Origin of the sequence: Polynucleobacter sp. JS-Polo-80-F4 (assembly GCF_018881965.1) — a bacterium.
Classification (GTDB): Bacteria; Pseudomonadota; Gammaproteobacteria; order Burkholderiales; family Burkholderiaceae; genus Polynucleobacter.
Genome location: NZ_JACVPI010000001.1, coordinates 890,975 through 908,210, shown reverse-complemented (window position 1 = coordinate 908,210; position 17,236 = coordinate 890,975). Strand labels below are relative to the sequence as shown.

20 protein-coding genes and 1 pseudogene are annotated in these 17,236 nt (G+C 45.8%); 8 read left to right on the top strand and 13 right to left on the bottom strand.

Annotated elements, in window-relative coordinates; all coding sequences use genetic code 11:
- Window positions 1–7: 7 nt before the first annotated feature.
- Window positions 8–2,344 (bottom strand): penicillin-binding protein 1A, encoded by a 2,337-nt coding sequence (locus ICN20_RS04625; protein WP_216238331.1) that lies wholly within the window; start codon window positions 2,342–2,344, stop codon window positions 8–10.
- A gap of 141 nt (window positions 2,345–2,485) precedes the next feature.
- Between ICN20_RS04625 and ICN20_RS04620 the strand changes: the two genes are divergently transcribed.
- Genes ICN20_RS04620 through aroB form a run of 4 tightly spaced genes read left to right on the top strand, consistent with a single transcriptional unit; the run spans window position 2,486 to window position 5,930 of the window.
- On the top strand, window positions 2,486–3,178 hold the full coding sequence (locus tag ICN20_RS04620) for a hypothetical protein (RefSeq protein WP_216238329.1): 693 nt from the start codon (window positions 2,486–2,488) through the stop codon (window positions 3,176–3,178).
- Window positions 3,175–4,296, top strand: coding sequence for a secretin and TonB N-terminal domain-containing protein (locus ICN20_RS04615; RefSeq protein WP_255534648.1), 1,122 nt, complete (start codon window positions 3,175–3,177; stop codon window positions 4,294–4,296). The genes ICN20_RS04620 and ICN20_RS04615 overlap by 4 nt, the downstream gene beginning before the upstream one ends.
- Before the next feature lie 12 nt (window positions 4,297–4,308).
- Window positions 4,309–4,833 carry a shikimate kinase gene (locus tag ICN20_RS04610; RefSeq protein ID WP_216238327.1) on the top strand — a complete coding sequence of 175 codons (525 nt, stop codon included), beginning with the start codon at window positions 4,309–4,311 and terminating at the stop codon, window positions 4,831–4,833.
- Between the two features lie 14 nt (window positions 4,834–4,847).
- Complete coding sequence (gene aroB, locus ICN20_RS04605) at window positions 4,848–5,930, top strand: 3-dehydroquinate synthase (protein ID WP_255534731.1); 1,083 nt, start codon at window positions 4,848–4,850, stop codon at window positions 5,928–5,930.
- On the opposite strand, the gene cyaY is transcribed toward aroB, so the two are convergent.
- On the bottom strand, window positions 5,927–6,349 hold the full coding sequence (cyaY, locus tag ICN20_RS04600; RefSeq protein WP_255534647.1) for an iron donor protein CyaY: 423 nt from the start codon (window positions 6,347–6,349) through the stop codon (window positions 5,927–5,929). The genes aroB and cyaY overlap by 4 nt on opposite strands.
- Before the next feature lie 2 nt (window positions 6,350–6,351).
- Here cyaY and ICN20_RS10335 point away from each other — a divergent pair.
- Together ICN20_RS10335 and lysA are read left to right on the top strand one after the other, a co-directional pair.
- Window positions 6,352–6,471: pseudogene (locus ICN20_RS10335) on the top strand (lipoprotein); the annotation flags it as partial.
- A gap of 71 nt (window positions 6,472–6,542) precedes the next feature.
- Window positions 6,543–7,841, top strand: coding sequence for a diaminopimelate decarboxylase (lysA, locus tag ICN20_RS04590; protein WP_216238323.1), 1,299 nt, complete (start codon window positions 6,543–6,545; stop codon window positions 7,839–7,841).
- 71 nt (window positions 7,842–7,912) lie between these two features.
- On the opposite strand, the gene ICN20_RS04585 is transcribed toward lysA, so the two are convergent.
- Complete coding sequence (locus ICN20_RS04585) at window positions 7,913–8,638, bottom strand: cytochrome c (protein WP_216238321.1); 726 nt, start codon at window positions 8,636–8,638, stop codon at window positions 7,913–7,915.
- A gap of 114 nt (window positions 8,639–8,752) precedes the next feature.
- Here ICN20_RS04585 and yihA point away from each other — a divergent pair, with 114 nt between their 5' ends.
- Together yihA and hemB are read left to right on the top strand one after the other, a co-directional pair.
- Entirely contained in the window at window positions 8,753–9,418 is a 666-nt protein-coding gene (gene yihA, locus ICN20_RS04580; protein ID WP_216238320.1) for a ribosome biogenesis GTP-binding protein YihA/YsxC, read from the top strand.
- A complete protein-coding gene (gene hemB, locus ICN20_RS04575; protein ID WP_370624523.1) occupies window positions 9,396–10,430 on the top strand; it encodes a porphobilinogen synthase in 1,035 nt (344 codons plus the stop codon). Before yihA ends, hemB begins: the two co-directional genes overlap by 23 nt.
- Window positions 10,431–10,439: 9 nt before the next feature.
- Here the strand turns inward: hemB and dsbD are convergent, their stop codons facing one another.
- From dsbD to secY, 10 genes are all read right to left on the bottom strand, one after another.
- A complete protein-coding gene (dsbD, locus tag ICN20_RS04570; protein ID WP_216238319.1) occupies window positions 10,440–12,119 on the bottom strand; it encodes a protein-disulfide reductase DsbD in 1,680 nt (559 codons plus the stop codon).
- Window positions 12,116–12,466 (bottom strand): divalent-cation tolerance protein CutA, encoded by a 351-nt coding sequence (gene cutA / locus ICN20_RS04565; protein WP_216238318.1) that lies wholly within the window; start codon window positions 12,464–12,466, stop codon window positions 12,116–12,118. Before cutA ends, dsbD begins: the two co-directional genes overlap by 4 nt.
- A 69-nt stretch (window positions 12,467–12,535) precedes the next feature.
- Window positions 12,536–12,931 carry a 50S ribosomal protein L17 gene (rplQ, locus tag ICN20_RS04560; RefSeq protein WP_087908811.1) on the bottom strand — a complete coding sequence of 132 codons (396 nt, stop codon included), beginning with the start codon at window positions 12,929–12,931 and terminating at the stop codon, window positions 12,536–12,538.
- A 16-nt stretch (window positions 12,932–12,947) separates the two neighbouring features.
- Complete coding sequence (rpoA, locus tag ICN20_RS04555; RefSeq protein ID WP_215321281.1) at window positions 12,948–13,928, bottom strand: DNA-directed RNA polymerase subunit alpha; 981 nt, start codon at window positions 13,926–13,928, stop codon at window positions 12,948–12,950.
- A gap of 23 nt (window positions 13,929–13,951) precedes the next feature.
- Window positions 13,952–14,575 (bottom strand): 30S ribosomal protein S4, encoded by a 624-nt coding sequence (gene rpsD / locus ICN20_RS04550; RefSeq protein ID WP_216238317.1) that lies wholly within the window; start codon window positions 14,573–14,575, stop codon window positions 13,952–13,954.
- 116 nt (window positions 14,576–14,691) lie between these two features.
- Window positions 14,692–15,099, bottom strand: a complete 408-nt coding sequence (gene rpsK / locus ICN20_RS04545; RefSeq protein WP_011901923.1) for a 30S ribosomal protein S11 — start codon at window positions 15,097–15,099, stop codon at window positions 14,692–14,694.
- Window positions 15,100–15,117: 18 nt separating this feature from the next.
- A complete protein-coding gene (gene rpsM, locus ICN20_RS04540; RefSeq protein WP_015420253.1) occupies window positions 15,118–15,483 on the bottom strand; it encodes a 30S ribosomal protein S13 in 366 nt (121 codons plus the stop codon).
- 24 nt (window positions 15,484–15,507) lie between these two features.
- Window positions 15,508–15,624 carry a 50S ribosomal protein L36 gene (gene rpmJ / locus ICN20_RS04535; protein WP_012357167.1) on the bottom strand — a complete coding sequence of 39 codons (117 nt, stop codon included), beginning with the start codon at window positions 15,622–15,624 and terminating at the stop codon, window positions 15,508–15,510.
- Between the two features lie 35 nt (window positions 15,625–15,659).
- Entirely contained in the window at window positions 15,660–15,878 is a 219-nt protein-coding gene (gene infA / locus ICN20_RS04530; protein ID WP_068320132.1) for a translation initiation factor IF-1, read from the bottom strand.
- 4 nt (window positions 15,879–15,882) lie between these two features.
- Complete coding sequence (secY, locus tag ICN20_RS04525; protein ID WP_216238316.1) at window positions 15,883–17,220, bottom strand: preprotein translocase subunit SecY; 1,338 nt, start codon at window positions 17,218–17,220, stop codon at window positions 15,883–15,885.
- Window positions 17,221–17,236: the final 16 nt, after the last annotated feature.

Below are 17,236 nucleotides of genomic sequence, written 5' to 3'. Positions count from 1 at the left end.
AAACGAACTATTGCAGTTCGCGCACACCACCATTGTTAGCGAAATCAGGAATAAACCAATCACCATCAACCTGAGTCACGCCACTTGGCACTTCACGTGAGATCTGTGGGCTATCTTTTAATGCAGTCGACATATAAGAAATCCACATCGGCAAAGCTAGACCACCACCAGTTTCACGATCGCCCAAACTTGCAGGCTTGTCAAAACCAATCCAAGCAATAGCCACTACCTTAGGGTTGTAACCAGCAAACCAAGCATCGTGTGAATCGTTCGTTGTACCTGTTTTACCGGCAATATCACTACGTCCCAACTTCCCACGTGCAGAGGCTGCTGTGCCGGTTTTGGTGACTTCTTGCAGCATGCTATCCATCACAAATGCAGTTCGGGCATCCAAGACACGTGGTGCACCGTCACCTACACGCGTAGGTTTTGCTTCGAACATTACGGCGCCTTTGGAGTCCACCATCTTGTCAATCAAGAATGGATCTACACGATAACCGCCATTCGCAAACACACTATAAGCAGAGGCCATCTGTAATGGGGTTACAGAACCCGCGCCCAAAGCCATAGTTAAATAAGGCGGATGCTTTTCTGGCTCAAAGCCAAAACGCTGAATATATTCCTGCGCATAAGAAGGGCCAATGGCGCGAATGATACGAACAGAAACTAAATTCTTCGATTTCGCCAGGGCATTACGTAAACGCATCATGCCGTCGTATTTGCCATCGTAATTTTTTGGCTCCCAGGCTTGGCTGCCCGTTTCCATACTGCCAATAGATAACGGCGCATCGTTCACCATCGTGCTGGGGGTAAAGCCTTTTTCAATCGCAGCTGCGTAAATGAATGGTTTAAATGAGGAGCCAGGCTGACGTAAGGCTTGTGTCACGTGGTTGAATTGATTGCGACGGAAATCAAAACCGCCTACTAACGACAGAATCGCGCCTGTCTCAGCATTCATGGAAACAAAGGCAGCCTCAACTTGCGGCAACTGGGCCAGCTTCCATACGCCGCCGTCTGACAGAAGGCGCACTACAGCACCAGGACGCAAACGTTTTTTAGGTTGAGTGCTATCGGTAATAGAGGCTGCAGCCAACTTCATACCCTCACCTTTAATGGTGATGGTATCGCCCGTGGCAATCATGACCTGCATTTCTTTTGGTTTCACATCAAGCACAACTCCAGACTGCAAGTCATCTAACTGAGGATAGGCAAGTAATGCTTCGTCAATCGCACGCTGACGTTTCACGGAATCTTCAGGAAGATCGATAAAGCCCTCTGGACCACGATAAGCATGACGCAAGTCGTACTCAAAAATTCCCTTGCGCACCGCCTTATAAGCAGCATCTTGGTCGGCTTTCAAAATGGTGGTGTAAACGTCAATCCCTTGCGAATAAATTGCTTCACCATATTGAGTAAAGAGCAATTGACGAACCATTTCAGCTGGGAAGTCGGCTCGCACTGCAAATTCGTTACCTAGGCCACGAATATGCAACTCTTCAATCATCGCTTTTTGATATTCCTCTGGTGTGATGTAACCCAGATCGCGCATGCGCTGAAGAATGTACTCTTGGCGAATCTTGGCACGACGGAAATTACTAACTGGGTTATATGCAGAGGGCGCTTTTGGTAATCCGGCCAACATCGCTGACTCTGCAATAGTGATGTCTTTTAACTCTTTACCAAAATAGATTTGTGCCGCACTAGAGAAACCGTAAGCCCGTTGTCCCAAGAAAATCTGGTTCATATAGATTTCCAGAATCTTGTCTTTGGTTAATTGAGACTCAATTTCCCAAGCGAGCAGTACTTCGTATATTTTTCGACTAAACGTTTTCTCATTACTGAGAAAGAAATTACGTGCTACTTGCATTGTGATCGTTGAAGCACCCTGTGAAAGATGTCCACGCAAATTGGTTAAGGCTGCCCGCAAAATTCCAACATAGTCCACGCCGCCATGAGAGTAGAAACGATCATCCTCAATGGCTAAAACTGCATTGCGCATACTTTGAGGAATTTCATTTAGCGGGATTACCTTGCGTCGCTCCTCGCCAAACTCACCAATTAATACTTTATCCGCCGTGTAGATGCGCAGAGGAGTCTTAGGGTTGTAATCAGTTAAGGCAGAAATTTTAGGGAGGTTAGGCTTAGCTACCAAGAAGGCATAACCCATGAGCAAGGTAATCACCAAGGCAAAAACTACGCCGATGATTAACAAGGCCTTTACGAGGGGGTTGCTTGATTTCTTACGTGACAAGTCCGGCTCAACTCGCGTTTGCCGAGGACGTCTATCGGATGGACGAATGGGACGCTGATTCAGCGGCGGCTTGTCTTTTGGAGGTAAGGCCATATGTCCAAATTATAGGGTGCTTAGACAATTTCCCTAAAAGCTCCAAAACCCTTCTTTTGGGTACAGAAAAGGGTGAATTTCTGACATGGGGTTCAAGTCGGGCTGATAGATTTCCAGCCTTCAAAAACCAAGAATATCGATATGCCAGCACGCCATATTTCCAGCCAATCTTTTGATGAGATTTTGAGTGACCTGGGCGATGATCCAGCCATCCCAGACCCACATGGCATTCGCAAGCCACCTCCCCAAAAAAACATTCCACCCAAAGCCTCAAGCCAAAGTAATGACAATTTTTTCGCGGGGTCCCTAAGCCATAGTCAAATTAAAAATTTAACCCAGGGATTGACGATTCCCGTCATCTTCATTGGTGCCTTAGTTGTAATAGCTATTGGATTTTTTGCTGTCTTTAACGCTTTGAATAGCAGCTCTCAAAACGATCTTGAGGAGTCTCAAAAGCAGATCTCCGAACTCAAAAAAGAAATGTCTTTAATGCGCGATGAAATCTATCAGGATCAAGATGACCTATATATTGCAATAGATAAATTAGAAGTGAGTATTCACTCATTAGAGGAGAAAAAGCCAGAAATCAGGGTTTTCAATAAGCCCCCAATGCCTGTTCATGAGTCAGAACTCCGCCGCTGGCGCTACCTTGGAGCCTCTCAAATGGGCATCTCCCATCTAGCCTATTTTCATACGGGCAAAAGCCATCTCGTTTTTGACAAAGGGGCTCAGGTTTTGGGGGAATGGCGTCTGAGCAATATTGAAAAGGGACTTGTCACCCTTACTCATAGCCAAGGTAAATCTCTGGTTTTGAAGGCCTCCAAGACTCCATGAAAACCAACTTCAATACCATTCAAAAGCACTTAAAAAATTTCAGTATTTGGTTGACTGTATTGATGTATTTACTAGGCAATCCAGCAGCAGGAAGCTCACTCTCACAAAATCATTTCCTGAGCCCCATTAGCCTGCAATTTACAGACATCGAAATGACAGAGCTTTTGCAAGTCATGGCGAAATTGGGAAACACCAATTTTTTGTTAAGCGAGTCCATTCAGGGAACTATTTCGATAGACCTCAGAAATACTCCCTGGCAAACAGCCCTTCACTCTATTTTGGCAAGTCGTGGGTTGAGGCTAGTTCGCAATGGAGAAATCTACTGGATTGGGCCCCATGCAGAAATCCAAGCTTTTCAAAAATTCCGGCGTGAGGATGCCGCCCTTCCTTTTGGGGGGGATCACATGAATAGTCCAAGGCAAATTCTCATTGAGGCACGAATTGTCGAGGCTGATGAGCGCTTTGCTAGAGAGCTAGGCGTTAAGCTTGGCTACCAAGCCAATGGCATTGGGGGTAACGCAGAGCAAAAGCTGGTGGGCAATATTGACTTAGGTGGCGCTGGCTTAAGCGGCTTTAATCCAGCATCCATGGCTGCAACCCTCGTTTCTAGAAATGCAAGTCGGATTCTTCAAGCAGAGCTTTCTGCGCTCGAATCCGAGGGGCAAGGAAAGATTCTCTCCAACCCTCGCATCATGACTGGCGATCAAGTCAAAGCCACGATTGAGCAAGGCACAGAGCTGCCATACCAAACATCGAATCAAAATGGCAGTAAATTGCAATTCAGAAAGGCAAACCTACGCCTTGAAGTGCTTCCTAAAATTCATCCGGATGGCAAGATTTCCATGCTGGTGGGTATTAATAAAGACACCGTAGGCATGAAAACAGAGCAAGGCTATGCAATTGATACCAAAAGTCTGAGTTCAGAGGTGACTGTTGAAAATGGAGGAACAGTGATCATTGGCGGCATCTTCCAAACCACCGAACGTGAGGATGAAGTCAAAATCCCTTTATTAGGAGATATACCCCTCATTGGCCATTTTTTTCGCCATAAATCTAAATTACAAGACAAAACTGAGCTGCTCGTCTTCTTAACTCCGACCATTCTCGACAAACCCTAATAAAATCGGGGGGTGAACTCTTCGACAAACAATATCTTTCTGATCGGCCTCATGGGCGCCGGGAAGTCGACTGTCGGCAAGGTATTGGCAAAAAAATTGGGGCGTCGCTTTTTGGATGCGGACCATGTCATCGAAGAACGTTGTGGCGTAAAAATTCCCGTCATCTTTGAAATGGAAGGTGAAGAAGGCTTTCGCAAAAGAGAAGCACAAGCTATCCGTGAAATCACTACCGAACAAGATATTATTTTGGCCACTGGCGGCGGCGCAGTGCTGTTGCCAGAAAATCGCCAGGCATTAAGTGAGCATGGCACCGTTATTTATCTTCATGCTAATCCAGTGGAACTTTGGCATCGCACCAAAGGTGGCGAAGGTCGCCCCTTATTAAAAAATGGTGATGCCAAAAAGATTTTAGAAAACTTTTATTCGATCCGTGATCCACTCTATCGCGAAATCGCCGACTACGTGATTGAAACTGGTAAGCCCAGCGTTAATCAATTAGTCAACACCTTAATTATGCAGCTTGAACTTTCCGCTTAAATATATTGGCTATGATGAAAACACTTGAAGTTGATCTCGGTAATCGCAGTTACCCAATTTATATTGGTACAGATTTGATTGATCACGCAAGCTTATTTAGCGCCTGTGAAAAAGCAAGCTCTATTTACATTGTTAGCAATACTACTGTTGCCCCCCTCTATGCTGAGCGCCTGACCAGAACGCTGAGCACCTTTGGCAAGCCCGTTAGAACGATTGTCTTGCCAGATGGCGAGTCTTATAAGGACTGGAAAAACCTCCAGCTGATTTTTGATGACCTTTTAAAGTTTGGTGCTGATCGTCAAACTATGTTGGTCGCCTTAGGTGGTGGCGTTATTGGTGATATGACTGGATTTGCTGCAGCAAGCTTCATGCGCGGTATTCGCTTTATTCAAGTTCCAACTACCCTGCTCGCCCAAGTGGACTCTTCTGTTGGCGGTAAGACAGGCATCAATCATCCGCTTGGTAAAAATATGATTGGTGCTTTTCATCAGCCAGCAGCTGTAATTGCTGATCTCAATACATTAAAAACACTGCCTCCAAGAGAGTTATCTGCCGGCCTTGCAGAAGTAGTCAAACATGGCGCTATTGCCGATGCCCAATTCTTAGATTGGATTGAGGCTAATGCAAAATCATTATTGGCTTGTGACACCGAAGCAATGGGTCACGCTGTCTTACGCTCCTGCGAAATTAAATCTGCAGTGGTATCTGCCGACGAAAGAGAAGGCGGCATTCGTGCAACCCTGAACTTTGGTCATACCTTTGGTCACGCAATTGAAGCGGGTATGGGCTATGGCGCATGGTTGCATGGTGAAGCTGTTGGTTGCGGCATGGTGCTTGGGGCAGACTTATCACGTCGCCTCAATTACATCAGTGAAGCAGATGTTCAGCGCCTCACCAAAATCATTCAATCCATGAATTTACCAATTACGCCCCCCAAGTTTGGCGCAGAACGCTATATGGAGCTCATGCAGGTTGATAAAAAAACTGAGGGCGGTCAAATCCGCTACGTCGTTTTAGAAAAAATTGGCAAGGCTCAGATTAAAAGCGTAGCTGATGCCCAAGTGATTGAAACATTAAGCGCTACTGGCGCAGCTTAAATCAATCTAATCTTGACGGCTTGCCCGGCCTGAGTGCTCGCAAACTCAGTCAAGTCGCTCAAGAGCTCTTTTCCTGTTTTGGTATCGAGCCACACCGGATTTGCCATGGTCCCAGCCCAACGATAGTGGTATCCACCCGATTTAGCGGCGACCCAAATCTCATGCAAAGGTGGTTGAGTATTGACCACAATGACACTTTTATCCTTAAAACGAATATTGATTACATTTCCACCCTGGCGCTCGACATCTAGATCCAGATCAAGCTCATCATCAGCGGCCTCTAATGCCACTTCTATAGATTGCAATAAATCGCTTCCTAGCTTGTAAAACTGCTTGTCATCGATGGTTTCTACACCTGAATTATTTGGATTCATACCGGAGTCCTGCATGCTATATTCAATCATTCGTTTTAGAGACATTCATGATAGCGATTCTTAATAGAACCCTCTGCTTTAGCCTTCTAATATCCCTTGCAGGGTGTGGGGTAAGGGGGCCGCTATATATGCCAAATGTGCCACCAGTTCCGCCCGCTCCTACGGAGCCAGAAACTAAGGGCAAGTTATACCCACCTCAAACCTCTGCTAGCCCAAGCAATTCTTCATCGGCCAAGTAATGACAAGCAAAGCAATTCCCCTCCCTAATTTATCCGGATTTACCGAGCGCGATGGCGCTTGGTATGCCGAAGAAATTCCAATGGCTGATTTAGCAAAGGAATTTGGAACGCCGCTTTACGTATATAGCAAAAAAGCACTCACCGAAGCTTATCAAGCATACGACAAAGCATGCGTTGATCCGCAAGGCAAACGCCGTGCACGCGTGCACTATGCAATGAAAGCGAATAGCAATTTAGCAGTGATTGATTGCTTTAAAAAATTAGGCGCTGGATTTGATTTAGTTAGTGGTGGTGAATTAGCGCGCGCCTTAGAGATTGGTGCCGACCCAAAAAGCCTTGTGTTTGCAGGCGTTGGTAAATCTGCCAATGAGATCGCTGCTGCGTTACAGGCCGGAGTGAAGTGCATTAACGTTGAATCGATTGCGGAACTCCACCAGATCAATCGTGTTGCGACCAAACTGAATTGCCGCGCCCCAATTTCTTTACGCGTTAATCCTGATGTGGATGCACAGACTCATCCTTATATTTCAACAGGGCTTAAAGGTAATAAATTTGGTATTGCATATCACGAGGTTTTAAAAACCTATCGTGAAGCATCGCAACTTTCTCAAATTGATGTTGTGGGTATTGATTGTCATATCGGCTCCCAGATCACCACTACCGCACCCTATTTGGATGCATTAGATAAGGTATTGGATCTCGTAGCGCAATTGAAAAAAGAGGGTATTGTTATTCACCATCTTGACCTAGGCGGCGGTCTTGGTATTTCATATAGCGATGAAACTCCACCCGACATCACTGAGTTTACGAATACCCTATTGAATCGAGTGGCTGAACGTGGTTTTGGTCATTTAGATATTGTTCTTGAGCCAGGCAGGTCTTTGGTAGGCAATGCTGGCGTGCTTCTGACGACCGTGGAGTATCTCAAGCCCGGTGCTGAGAAAAACTTTTGTATCGTTGATGCGGCTATGACCGAACTGATGCGCCCCGCTCTATATGAGGCACACCACGGTATCGTTCCAACCCAAACCAAACAAGTCAAGAGTCTTACATACGATGTCGTGGGCCCTGTTTGCGAATCAGGTGATTGGCTTGGTAGAGATCGTGAACTTGCCGTAGAAGAAGGAGATCTTCTTGCTATTCTGTCTGCTGGCGCCTATGGATTTGTGATGGCTTCTAACTACAATACGCGCCCAAAACCTGCAGAGATTATGGTTGATGGAAAAAATGCTTACGTTATTCGCGCACGTGAAAAAACAGCCGACTTGTTTGCAAGTGAAAGTGTTTTGCCAAAATAATTTTTTAGAAAAAACTTGGCAATAAAAAACCCCGCTACATAAGCGGGGTTTTGTTTTTATGCTTTTACGAATTAATGCAAACCAGCCATGTAATCAGAAACTGCTTTCATTTCTTGATCTGAAAGCTTAGTAGCAATAGTAGTCATTTGACTGCTGTTTTTACGAACACCTTCGCGGAACGCGAGCAACTGTGCATTAGTGTATTCAGCCCATTGACCACCTAAACGTGGGTACTGTGAAGAATTACCAGCACCAGTTGGACCATGACATCCAGCGCAGGCTGGAACACCTTTAGCAGCAATACCGCCACGGTAAATACTTTGACCTAATGCAATAGTTTCTTTATCTTGTGCAACGCCCAAGGAAGCAGGTTGCTTTACCAAGTAAGCAGCAATGTTTTGCATATCTTGCTCGGTCAAGGTTGCAGACATACCCATCATGATTGGGTTAGCGCGGGTGCCTTCTTTGAAGTTTCTCAATTGCTTAGCTGTATAAGCCGCATGCTGTGCAGATAACTTTGGCCATGTGCCAATTGCGCTTTGACCCTTAGGGCCGTGGCAGGTGATACAAGCGGTAACACCACGTGTTGCATCGCCGTTTGAATATAGTGCTTCACCAGCAGCAGCATCAACCTTTGGCTTGCCTGGCACGGCAGCCTTAGCTTCCGCAGCAGGAGCCATAGGAGCGGGATCGGCAGCAAAAACTGCACCCGATACGCCGATCAGAGCGAAAATGGAGAGAGCCGCAAAACCAGCACGTAAGCTAGTTAATTTGGAGATTTGGGAGGTTTGACGCATTATGTTTACCTTGGCAAAAATTCCTAAAAGTGTTTGGGCCCTGCATTTACAACTTTTTACCCAACACCATGAGATATTTCATGATTTTGCGTGATTTTACAATAGCTTCTGGACATGTCTAAACTCTTTCAAGCCCGATTCGCCACCACAGTCAATGACACCCATTGCCTGCCTGCCACCCCGCTCCGAGAGGTGGCCTTTGCCGGTCGCTCAAATGCGGGTAAATCTAGCGCACTGAATGTCCTTTGCAACCAAAAAAGGCTCGCTTTTGCCAGTAAAACCCCTGGACGCACCCAACATATCAATTATTTTGGGATTTTTGCTAAAGACGACCTATTGGCGTATTTGGTGGACTTGCCGGGTTACGGCTACGCAGCTGTAAACCATGAGACCAAATACCACTGGAATGCCCTCCTAAGCGACTATTTACAGGAGCGAGAGCAGTTGGTAGGCATGATCCTGATCGTGGACTCTAGGCGCGGTATCACGGAGCTAGACGAGCAAATGATTCAGTGGTTTGTGCCCACTGGCAAACCAATTCACGTTTTACTCAGCAAATGCGACAAACTCAACAAAAGTGAATGCAAGCATGTGCTGGAGGCGGTTCGCAAGCAATTACAACAATATGACCCAGCTCTGCCCGACGGTAATGGTGAATCCAAACAACTTACGGCACAATTGTTTTCAAGTACCAAGCGAATTGGCCTTGAAGAGGCAGATAATTTAATTATTAAATGGCTATTTGAAGCAGAAACTCATGAAGATGAAATCACCAGCTAACTCTTTGCTTAATTTTCCAGGTCATCGTCCACGTCGTATGCGTCGTGATGATTGGTCACGTCGCCTAATGCAAGAGAATAGCGTTTCAGCGAATGATTTGATCTACCCAGTCTTTTTACTTGAAGGCCAGGGCAAATCAGAGGCGGTTGCATCCATGCCGGGTGTCAATCGCGTTTCTTTAGATTTGCTGATTCCAGTTGCGCAAGAGTGTGTAGATTTAGGCATTCCGGTTCTGGCACTTTTTCCGGTCATTGACGCAGCATTAAAAACACCAGATGGTAAAGAGGCTTTTAATCCTAGCGGACTGATCCCTACGGCCGTGCGTGAACTCAAAAAACGTTTCCCAAATTTAGGCATCATGACTGATGTAGCGCTTGATCCGTATACAAGTCATGGTCAAGATGGCGTACTTGATGAACAAGGTCGCATTCTCAATGATGAGACGACTGCAATCTTGGTACAACAGGCGATTGCTCAAGCAGAAGCAGGTGTGGACATCGTTGCGCCATCAGACATGATGGATGGTCGCATCGGAAAAATTCGTGAAGCACTTGAGACCAAGAAACTGATTCACACACGCATCATGGCTTACTCAGCTAAATATGCATCCGCTTTTTATGGTCCATTTAGGGATGCTGTAGGCTCCGCCAAGAACCTTGGCAAAGCCGACAAAAAAACATACCAAATGGATTGCGCCAATGGTGACGAGGCTTTGCGGGAGGTGGCGCTAGATATCGGCGAGGGCGCTGATATGGTGATGGTTAAACCAGGCATGCCTTATTTGGATATCGTACGTCGCGTGCGTGAAGAGTTTGATTATCCGACTTATGCATATCAAGTCAGCGGTGAATACGCCATGCTAAAAGCTGCCGCACAGAATGGCTGGCTTGATCATGATGCAGTCATGCTGGAATCTCTCCTCGCATTTAAGCGTGCTGGTGCGGATGGAGTTCTAACCTACTTCGCACTCGAAGCAGCACGCCTACTTAAAGCCAACGCAGCAAGCAAATAGAACTTTATTTTATTGAGTTTTTGCGGCTTGGTTTAGGCGTTCAATAAAGCGCTGTGGTGGCACATAACCAATCACGCGCTGCCCTTTGAGCTCTTCTGAATGTTGATTGAAGATCAAAATTCCTGGGGGGCCAAACAATCCAAATCGCTTAAGTAATGCCTGGTTCTCAGGGCTGTTTGCAGTAACATCCGCCTGCAATAAAACCACTTGCTTGAGCTGATTAGTGACTTCAGGGTTTGCAAAGGTATTCACTTCCATTTCTTTGCAGCTAATGCACCAGTCTGCATAAAAATCCAAGAGAACAAATTTCTTCTCTTCTTTAGCTTTGCTTAATTGCGCATCCAACTCCGCAGGCGAATGAATCACTACAAAAGATAGTTCGCCGACCTTATGAATAGTCTGTCCATTAATCGCTTTTACAGATCCAACAGGCTCATTTTTCTGAATTAAAGGTGAGGCAATCCAAGCGGCAGTGGCAACGAGCAATACACCCAAGGTACGCTGTAACCACACCATCCAAATACCAGTAGATGGAATCAAAATTCGGGCTTCGACAGCAATAAAGAGAAGTGGCAGACCCATTCCCAGCGCCATCACAAAGAGCAGTCCAGCACCCAGGCTCATAGACCCAGTTTGTGCAATAAAGGCGAGAACGCCTGCTAAAGGTGCCGTAATACAGGGGCTAGCCACCAGGGTTGAAATGCCGCCCAAGGCAAAAGCCCCAAATACGCTACCGCCCTTTTGGCGTCCTGCGAGCCTATCCACATGGTGATGCCATGATTGTGGCAAACGTAGGTCGTATAAACCAAACAGACTGCCAGAAAGAATCAAGAGCAATAAGGCGAAAGTGGCCAGTGCAATAGGGCTTTGCAAGGCACGCTGTACGCTCCCACCTAAGGCCGCCATCAGCACACCAGCCAATGCATATACCAAGGCCATACCCAAAACGTAAGCAAGTGCCAGGACGCTCGCGCGGCCTTTAGATACTGCTTTGCCACCCTGAGTTCCGAAGATGACACTCGATAGGATTGGCAACATGGGGAGCACACAAGGTGTAAATGCCAAAGCCAAACCCAAGACAAAGAAAGCTAGGAATAAATAAGCGGTTGAAGTGCTTTCCAAAAAACGGCTAATTGCATTGACATCATCGCGCTCACGCCATAAATCCGCCAAACTAAATTGAGCATTTTCTTGAGTATTAGCCGTAGGAGTGGCATCTAAGATATCTGGAATTGGTGCCGCCTTTACACCAGGCCCTGCGAGCAAAAACTTCAGGGTCATGGGTGGATAACAAATACCTGCCTCTGCACAACCTTGAAGAGAGATCTCCAAGTGAACGGGCTGACCAACTACTGGCTTGATGCCTAGAAATACGAGGAATGGCTCTTTATATACTTGCAGCTTTTTCTGAAAAGTTTCATCGAACTTTTCAAAGCCGATAGGTAATGAAGGCCTTATATTACTTAACTTCCCGGGCTGGTTCCCTACTTGGAACTTTAAAGATTCTTGATAGATGTAATAGCCTTTAGCTGGCAGAAACTCCACCTCCACTTGATTAGAGTTTTCCAACCAAGTAGCTTCTACTCGAAATGCTTTTTCTGGGGATAAGAAATCTTGCGCCGCATAAACCTGCGCAGAGATGAGCAGCAAGAGCGCAAGAATTCTCACGAACAAAGAATGTAATTTCATAACTTCGAATTTACCTCAGACTCAATCCACTTGCCGTATTGCTCTTCATATTGATCTGGAGAAAAAGCCAATATTTCTGGTAATTCATATGGATGGGCGCTTTGAATAAAAGCAGAAATCTCTAACCATCTTGACTCTGTCGTCTTTGCAGAGAGCAATACTTCATGCTCCTCGCAAACCTTGCCCTCCCAGCGATAAATCGATTGAATGCCATCCATAATCTGCACACAAGCAGCCAAATTCCCCTCTATCAAGGCACGAGCTAAGGCTTTTGCAGCCCCTACATCCGGTAGGCTAGTTAGCACCACTAATGGTTTGCTGGGATTCACTGGGGAGTTTTGAGACATTCTCTATTTATAACCTGATAAATGAAAAAAGCCAGACCGAAGCCTGGCTTTTTACCGTAACCGGGAGGCTTAAGCCTCTTCAGCTACAACTGCTGTTTCTTCAACCTCTGGGCGGTCTACCAACTCAACCAAGGCCATTGGTGCATTGTCGCCATGACGGAAGCCAAACTTCAAAATACGAAGGTAGCCACCTGGACGGGTTGCGTAACGTGGGCCGAGCTCTGTGAAGAGTTTAGCTACGATATCGCGATCACGTGTGCGATTGAATGCTAAGCGACGGTTTGCTAAGTTGTCTTTTTTACCCAAGGTAATCAAAGGCTCAACAACCATGCGCAATTCTTTTGCTTTTGGCAAAGTCGTTTTAATGACTTCGTGCTCCAAAAGTGAGTTGGACATGTTGCGCAGCATCGCTAGGCGATGTGATGATGTTCTGTTTAGTTTGCGTAAGCCGTTTCCGTGACGCATGATGCTTCCTTTCTAATTATTTCTCGAGGTTAGCTGGAGGCCAGCTTTCGAGTTTCATGCCAAGACTTAAGCCACGAGCCGCTAAAACATCTTTAATTTCATTCAAAGATTTGCGACCTAGATTAGGCGTCTTCAACAATTCATTCTCTGTACGTTGAATCAAGTCACCGATGTAGTAAATGTTCTCAGCCTTCAAGCAGTTTGCAGAGCGAACTGTGAGCTCGAGATCATCAACCGGACGCATCAACATTGGATCAACCATTGATGAGCGGCTTGGTGCCAAATCACCAGAAACTTCGCTGCTTTCGAGGGCCGCGAATACAACCAATTGGTCAACCAAGATACTAGCTGCTTGACGAATAGCTTCTTCAGGAGATAACACACCGTTTGTTTCGATAGTCATTACCAAACGATCGAGGTCGGTACGCTGCTCAACACGAGCAGATTCAACAGCATAGCTAACACGGCTTACTGGGCTGAATGAGGCATCCAACACAATACGGCCAATGATCTTAGTAGCTTCGTCGCTGTACTGACGTACGTTACCTGGTACATAACCACGGCCTTTTTCAACCTTGATCTGCATGTCCAACTTACCACCAGCTGACAAGTGAGCAATCACATGGTCAGGGTTCATGATTTCTACATCATGTGGCAAATCGATATCTTTTGCTGTAACAACGCCTGGGCCTTCTTTACGCAAATTGATAGTAACTTCGTCACGCGACTGCAACTTAAATACGATACCTTTGAGGTTCAACAAGAGGTTTACTACGTCCTCTTGAACTCCATCTAATGTGGAGTACTCATGAACAACACCAGCAATAGCTACTTCAGTTGGCGCATAACCAACCATCGAGGACAAGAGTACGCGACGTAATGCATTTCCGAGTGTGTGGCCATAGCCACGCTCGAACGGCTCCATAACAACCTTAGCTTGGTTGGCGGTAAGCGCTTCAACAGAAATAATCTTTGGCTTGAGCAAATTTGTTTGCATATTTTTTCCTTGAGAGTGCCTAATTAGCGTGAATACAATTCAACGATCAAACTTTCATTAATTTCACCGCTAATATCTTCGCGGTCAGGCACTTGCTTAAATGTTCCCTCGAGCTTAGCTGCATCAACTGAAACCCAAGTAACAGGAGTCATTTGTCCAACCAAATTCAATGATTCTGTAATACGCGCTTGCTTCTTCGCTTTTTCACGAATAGCAACTACATCACCAGGTTTAACCTGAATGGATGGAATATTTACAGGGTTACCATTGAGCAAAATTGCGCAGTGGGAAACCAACTGACGTGCTTCAGCACGAGTAGAACCAAAGCCCATGCGATAAACAACGTTATCAAGACGTGACTCTAACAACTGAAGCAACATCGAACCGGTATTACCTTTACGACGCTCAGCTTCAGCGAAATAACGACGGAACTGACGCTCTAAAATTCCATACATACGCTTAACCTTTTGCTTTTCACGCAATTGATTACCGTAATCAGATGTTCTTGAGCCAGATGTACGGCCATGTTGACCAGGCTTAGTATCTAACTTGCACTTGTCTGACAGGGCGCGACGTGCGCTCTTTAAAAATAAGTCGGTACCTTCCCGACGAGCTAATTTGGCCTTAGGCCCTAAGTAACGTGCCACGATGCTTTCCTTTCTTTGCCGCAGTCTTACGACCGGCGGTGAGTTCGCCCTTTAAATCGGGCGAACAGTGGGCTTTAATAAAAAACTACTAAAACTTGTACTGCCAACTTCCTAGCTTAAATACGACGACGCTTAGGAGGACGGCAACCATTGTGTGGAACTGGAGTAACGTCTTGAATCTCAGTGATCTTGATGCCCAATGAGTTCAATGCACGAACCGCTGATTCACGACCTGGGCCTGGGCCTTTGATCTGAACTTCCAAGTTCTTGATGCCGCATTCAACAGCAGCTTTACCAGCAACTTCAGCAGCTACCTGAGCAGCAAAAGGTGTTGATTTGCGTGAACCTTTAAAACCCTGTCCACCAGATGTTGCCCATGAAAGCGCATTACCTTGGCGATCAGTGATCGTAATAATGGTGTTATTAAAAGAAGCGTGAACGTGTGCAATACCGTCAGCAACGTTCTTTTTAACCTTCTTGCGTGCGCGCTGTGAAGCTGCAGAAGCGGATTGTTGTTTTGCCATGTCAATAAACTTTCTTGATTATTTCTTGAGTTGCACACCAGACTTGCGTGGGCCCTTGCGGGTACGCGCATTAGTCTTAGTACGTTGACCACGTACAGGCAAGCCCTTACGATGACGAACACCGCGGTAGCAACCTAAGTCCATCAAACGCTTGATGCTCATAGTTACTTCACGACGAAGGTCACCTTCGGTAATGAATTTACCTACTTCATCACGCAACTTTTCCAAGTCACCGTCAGTAAGGTCTTTGACTTTTTTGTCGATAGCAACACCTGTGGTTTCACAAATTTTGCGTGCACGAGTTGTGCCAATGCCAAAAATTGCTGTTAAACCGATAACAGTATGTTGATGATTTGGGATATTTACCCCAGCGATACGTGCCATGAGATTTCCTCTTAATTAACCAGATCAGCCTTGACGCTGCTTATGACGTGCGTCTGAAGAACAGATCACGCGAACAACGCGTTTGCGCTTAATGATCTTGCAATTTCTGCAAATACACTTAACGGATGCTAAAACTTTCATAACTCACCTCTAAAAAAATAGGTACTACTTAATCTTTACTTCGCTCGGAAAATGATTCTGGCGCGCGTTAGGTCGTAAGGAGTCATCTCCACCGTCACCTTATCTCCCGGCAAAATTCGGATGTAGTGCATCCGCATCTTTCCGGAAATGTGCCCTAGAACCACATGTCCGTTTTCCAGCTTCACGCGAAACATTGCGTTCGGCAAATTCTCTACAACTTCTCCCGCCATCTGAATTACATCGTCTTTAGACATTCAGTTAGGCGCCCATCTTAAAATTGGCCTTCTTCATCAAAGAGCCATACTGCTGTTGCATCACGAATGACTGAACTTGAGCCATGAAATCCATTGCAACAACAACAATAATCAACAATGAAGTACCGCCGAAATAAAACGGCACGTTGTACTTCAACACCAAGAATTCTGGTAACAAGCAAACCAGAACCATATAAATAGAGCCAGCTAGAGTCAAACGCACCAAGATCTTATCGATGTAACGTGCTGTTTGGTCACCCGGGCGAATACCTGGAACAAATGCGCCACTCTTCTTCAAGTTCTCAGCAGTCTCACGGCTGTTAAATACCAATGCGGTATAGAAGAAACAGAAGAAAATAATCGCTGCAGCATACAAAATTGTGTAAACCGGCTGGCCTGGTGCCAATGTAGCTGCCAAGTCCTTAATAATTCTGCTGAACATATTGGTTGGCTCGCCTGATGTAAACCAGCCAGCAATTGTCGCAGGGAACAAAATAATCGATGAAGCAAAAATTGGAGGAATTACGCCTGCCATATTTAACTTCAATGGGAAGTAAGAAGACTGGCCACCATAAATCTTGTTGCCTACTTGACGCTTAGCGTAGTTCACCAAGATACGGCGCTGACCGCGCTCTACAAACACCACAAAATAAGTCACCGCTACGCAAATAACCACGATGAGCAGTGCAGAAATAATATTCATTGATCCAGTACGAACCAATTCCAACAAGCTTGCCAACGCATTTGGCAGGCCAGAGACAATGCCACCAAAAATAATAATAGAGATACCGTTACCAAGGCCACGCTCAGTAATTTGTTCACCAAGCCACATGAGGAACATTGTGCCGGTTACTAAAGTAACTACAGTATTGAGTTCAAACATCAAGCCTGGATTAATTACTAAACCTGGCTGAGCTTGCAACGCAACAGAAATACCTAAGGCTTGGAATGTTGCCAAAAGTACTGTGCCATAGCGGGTGTATTGGGTAACCTTGCGTTGACCTGCTTGACCTTCTTTTTTCAAGGCCTCCAAAGAAGGCACAACAATTGTCATCAACTGCATGATGATCGATGCAGAGATATACGGCATGATGCCCAAAGCAAATACGGTGAAACGAGATAAGGCGCCACCTGAGAACAAGTTAAACATTCCCAAGATGCCGTCTTTTTGGCCAGAGAACAACTGTGCCAGCTGGTCGGGATCAATTCCAGGGACTGGAATATGAGCACCCAAACGGAACACGAGCAAAGCCAGCACCAGGAAAATCAAGCGTTGGCTTAATTCGCCAAACTTGCCGCCTGTTGCTGCAGTGTTTGCGTTATTGGTAGGTGCTAATGCCATATCTACTAGGAAACTT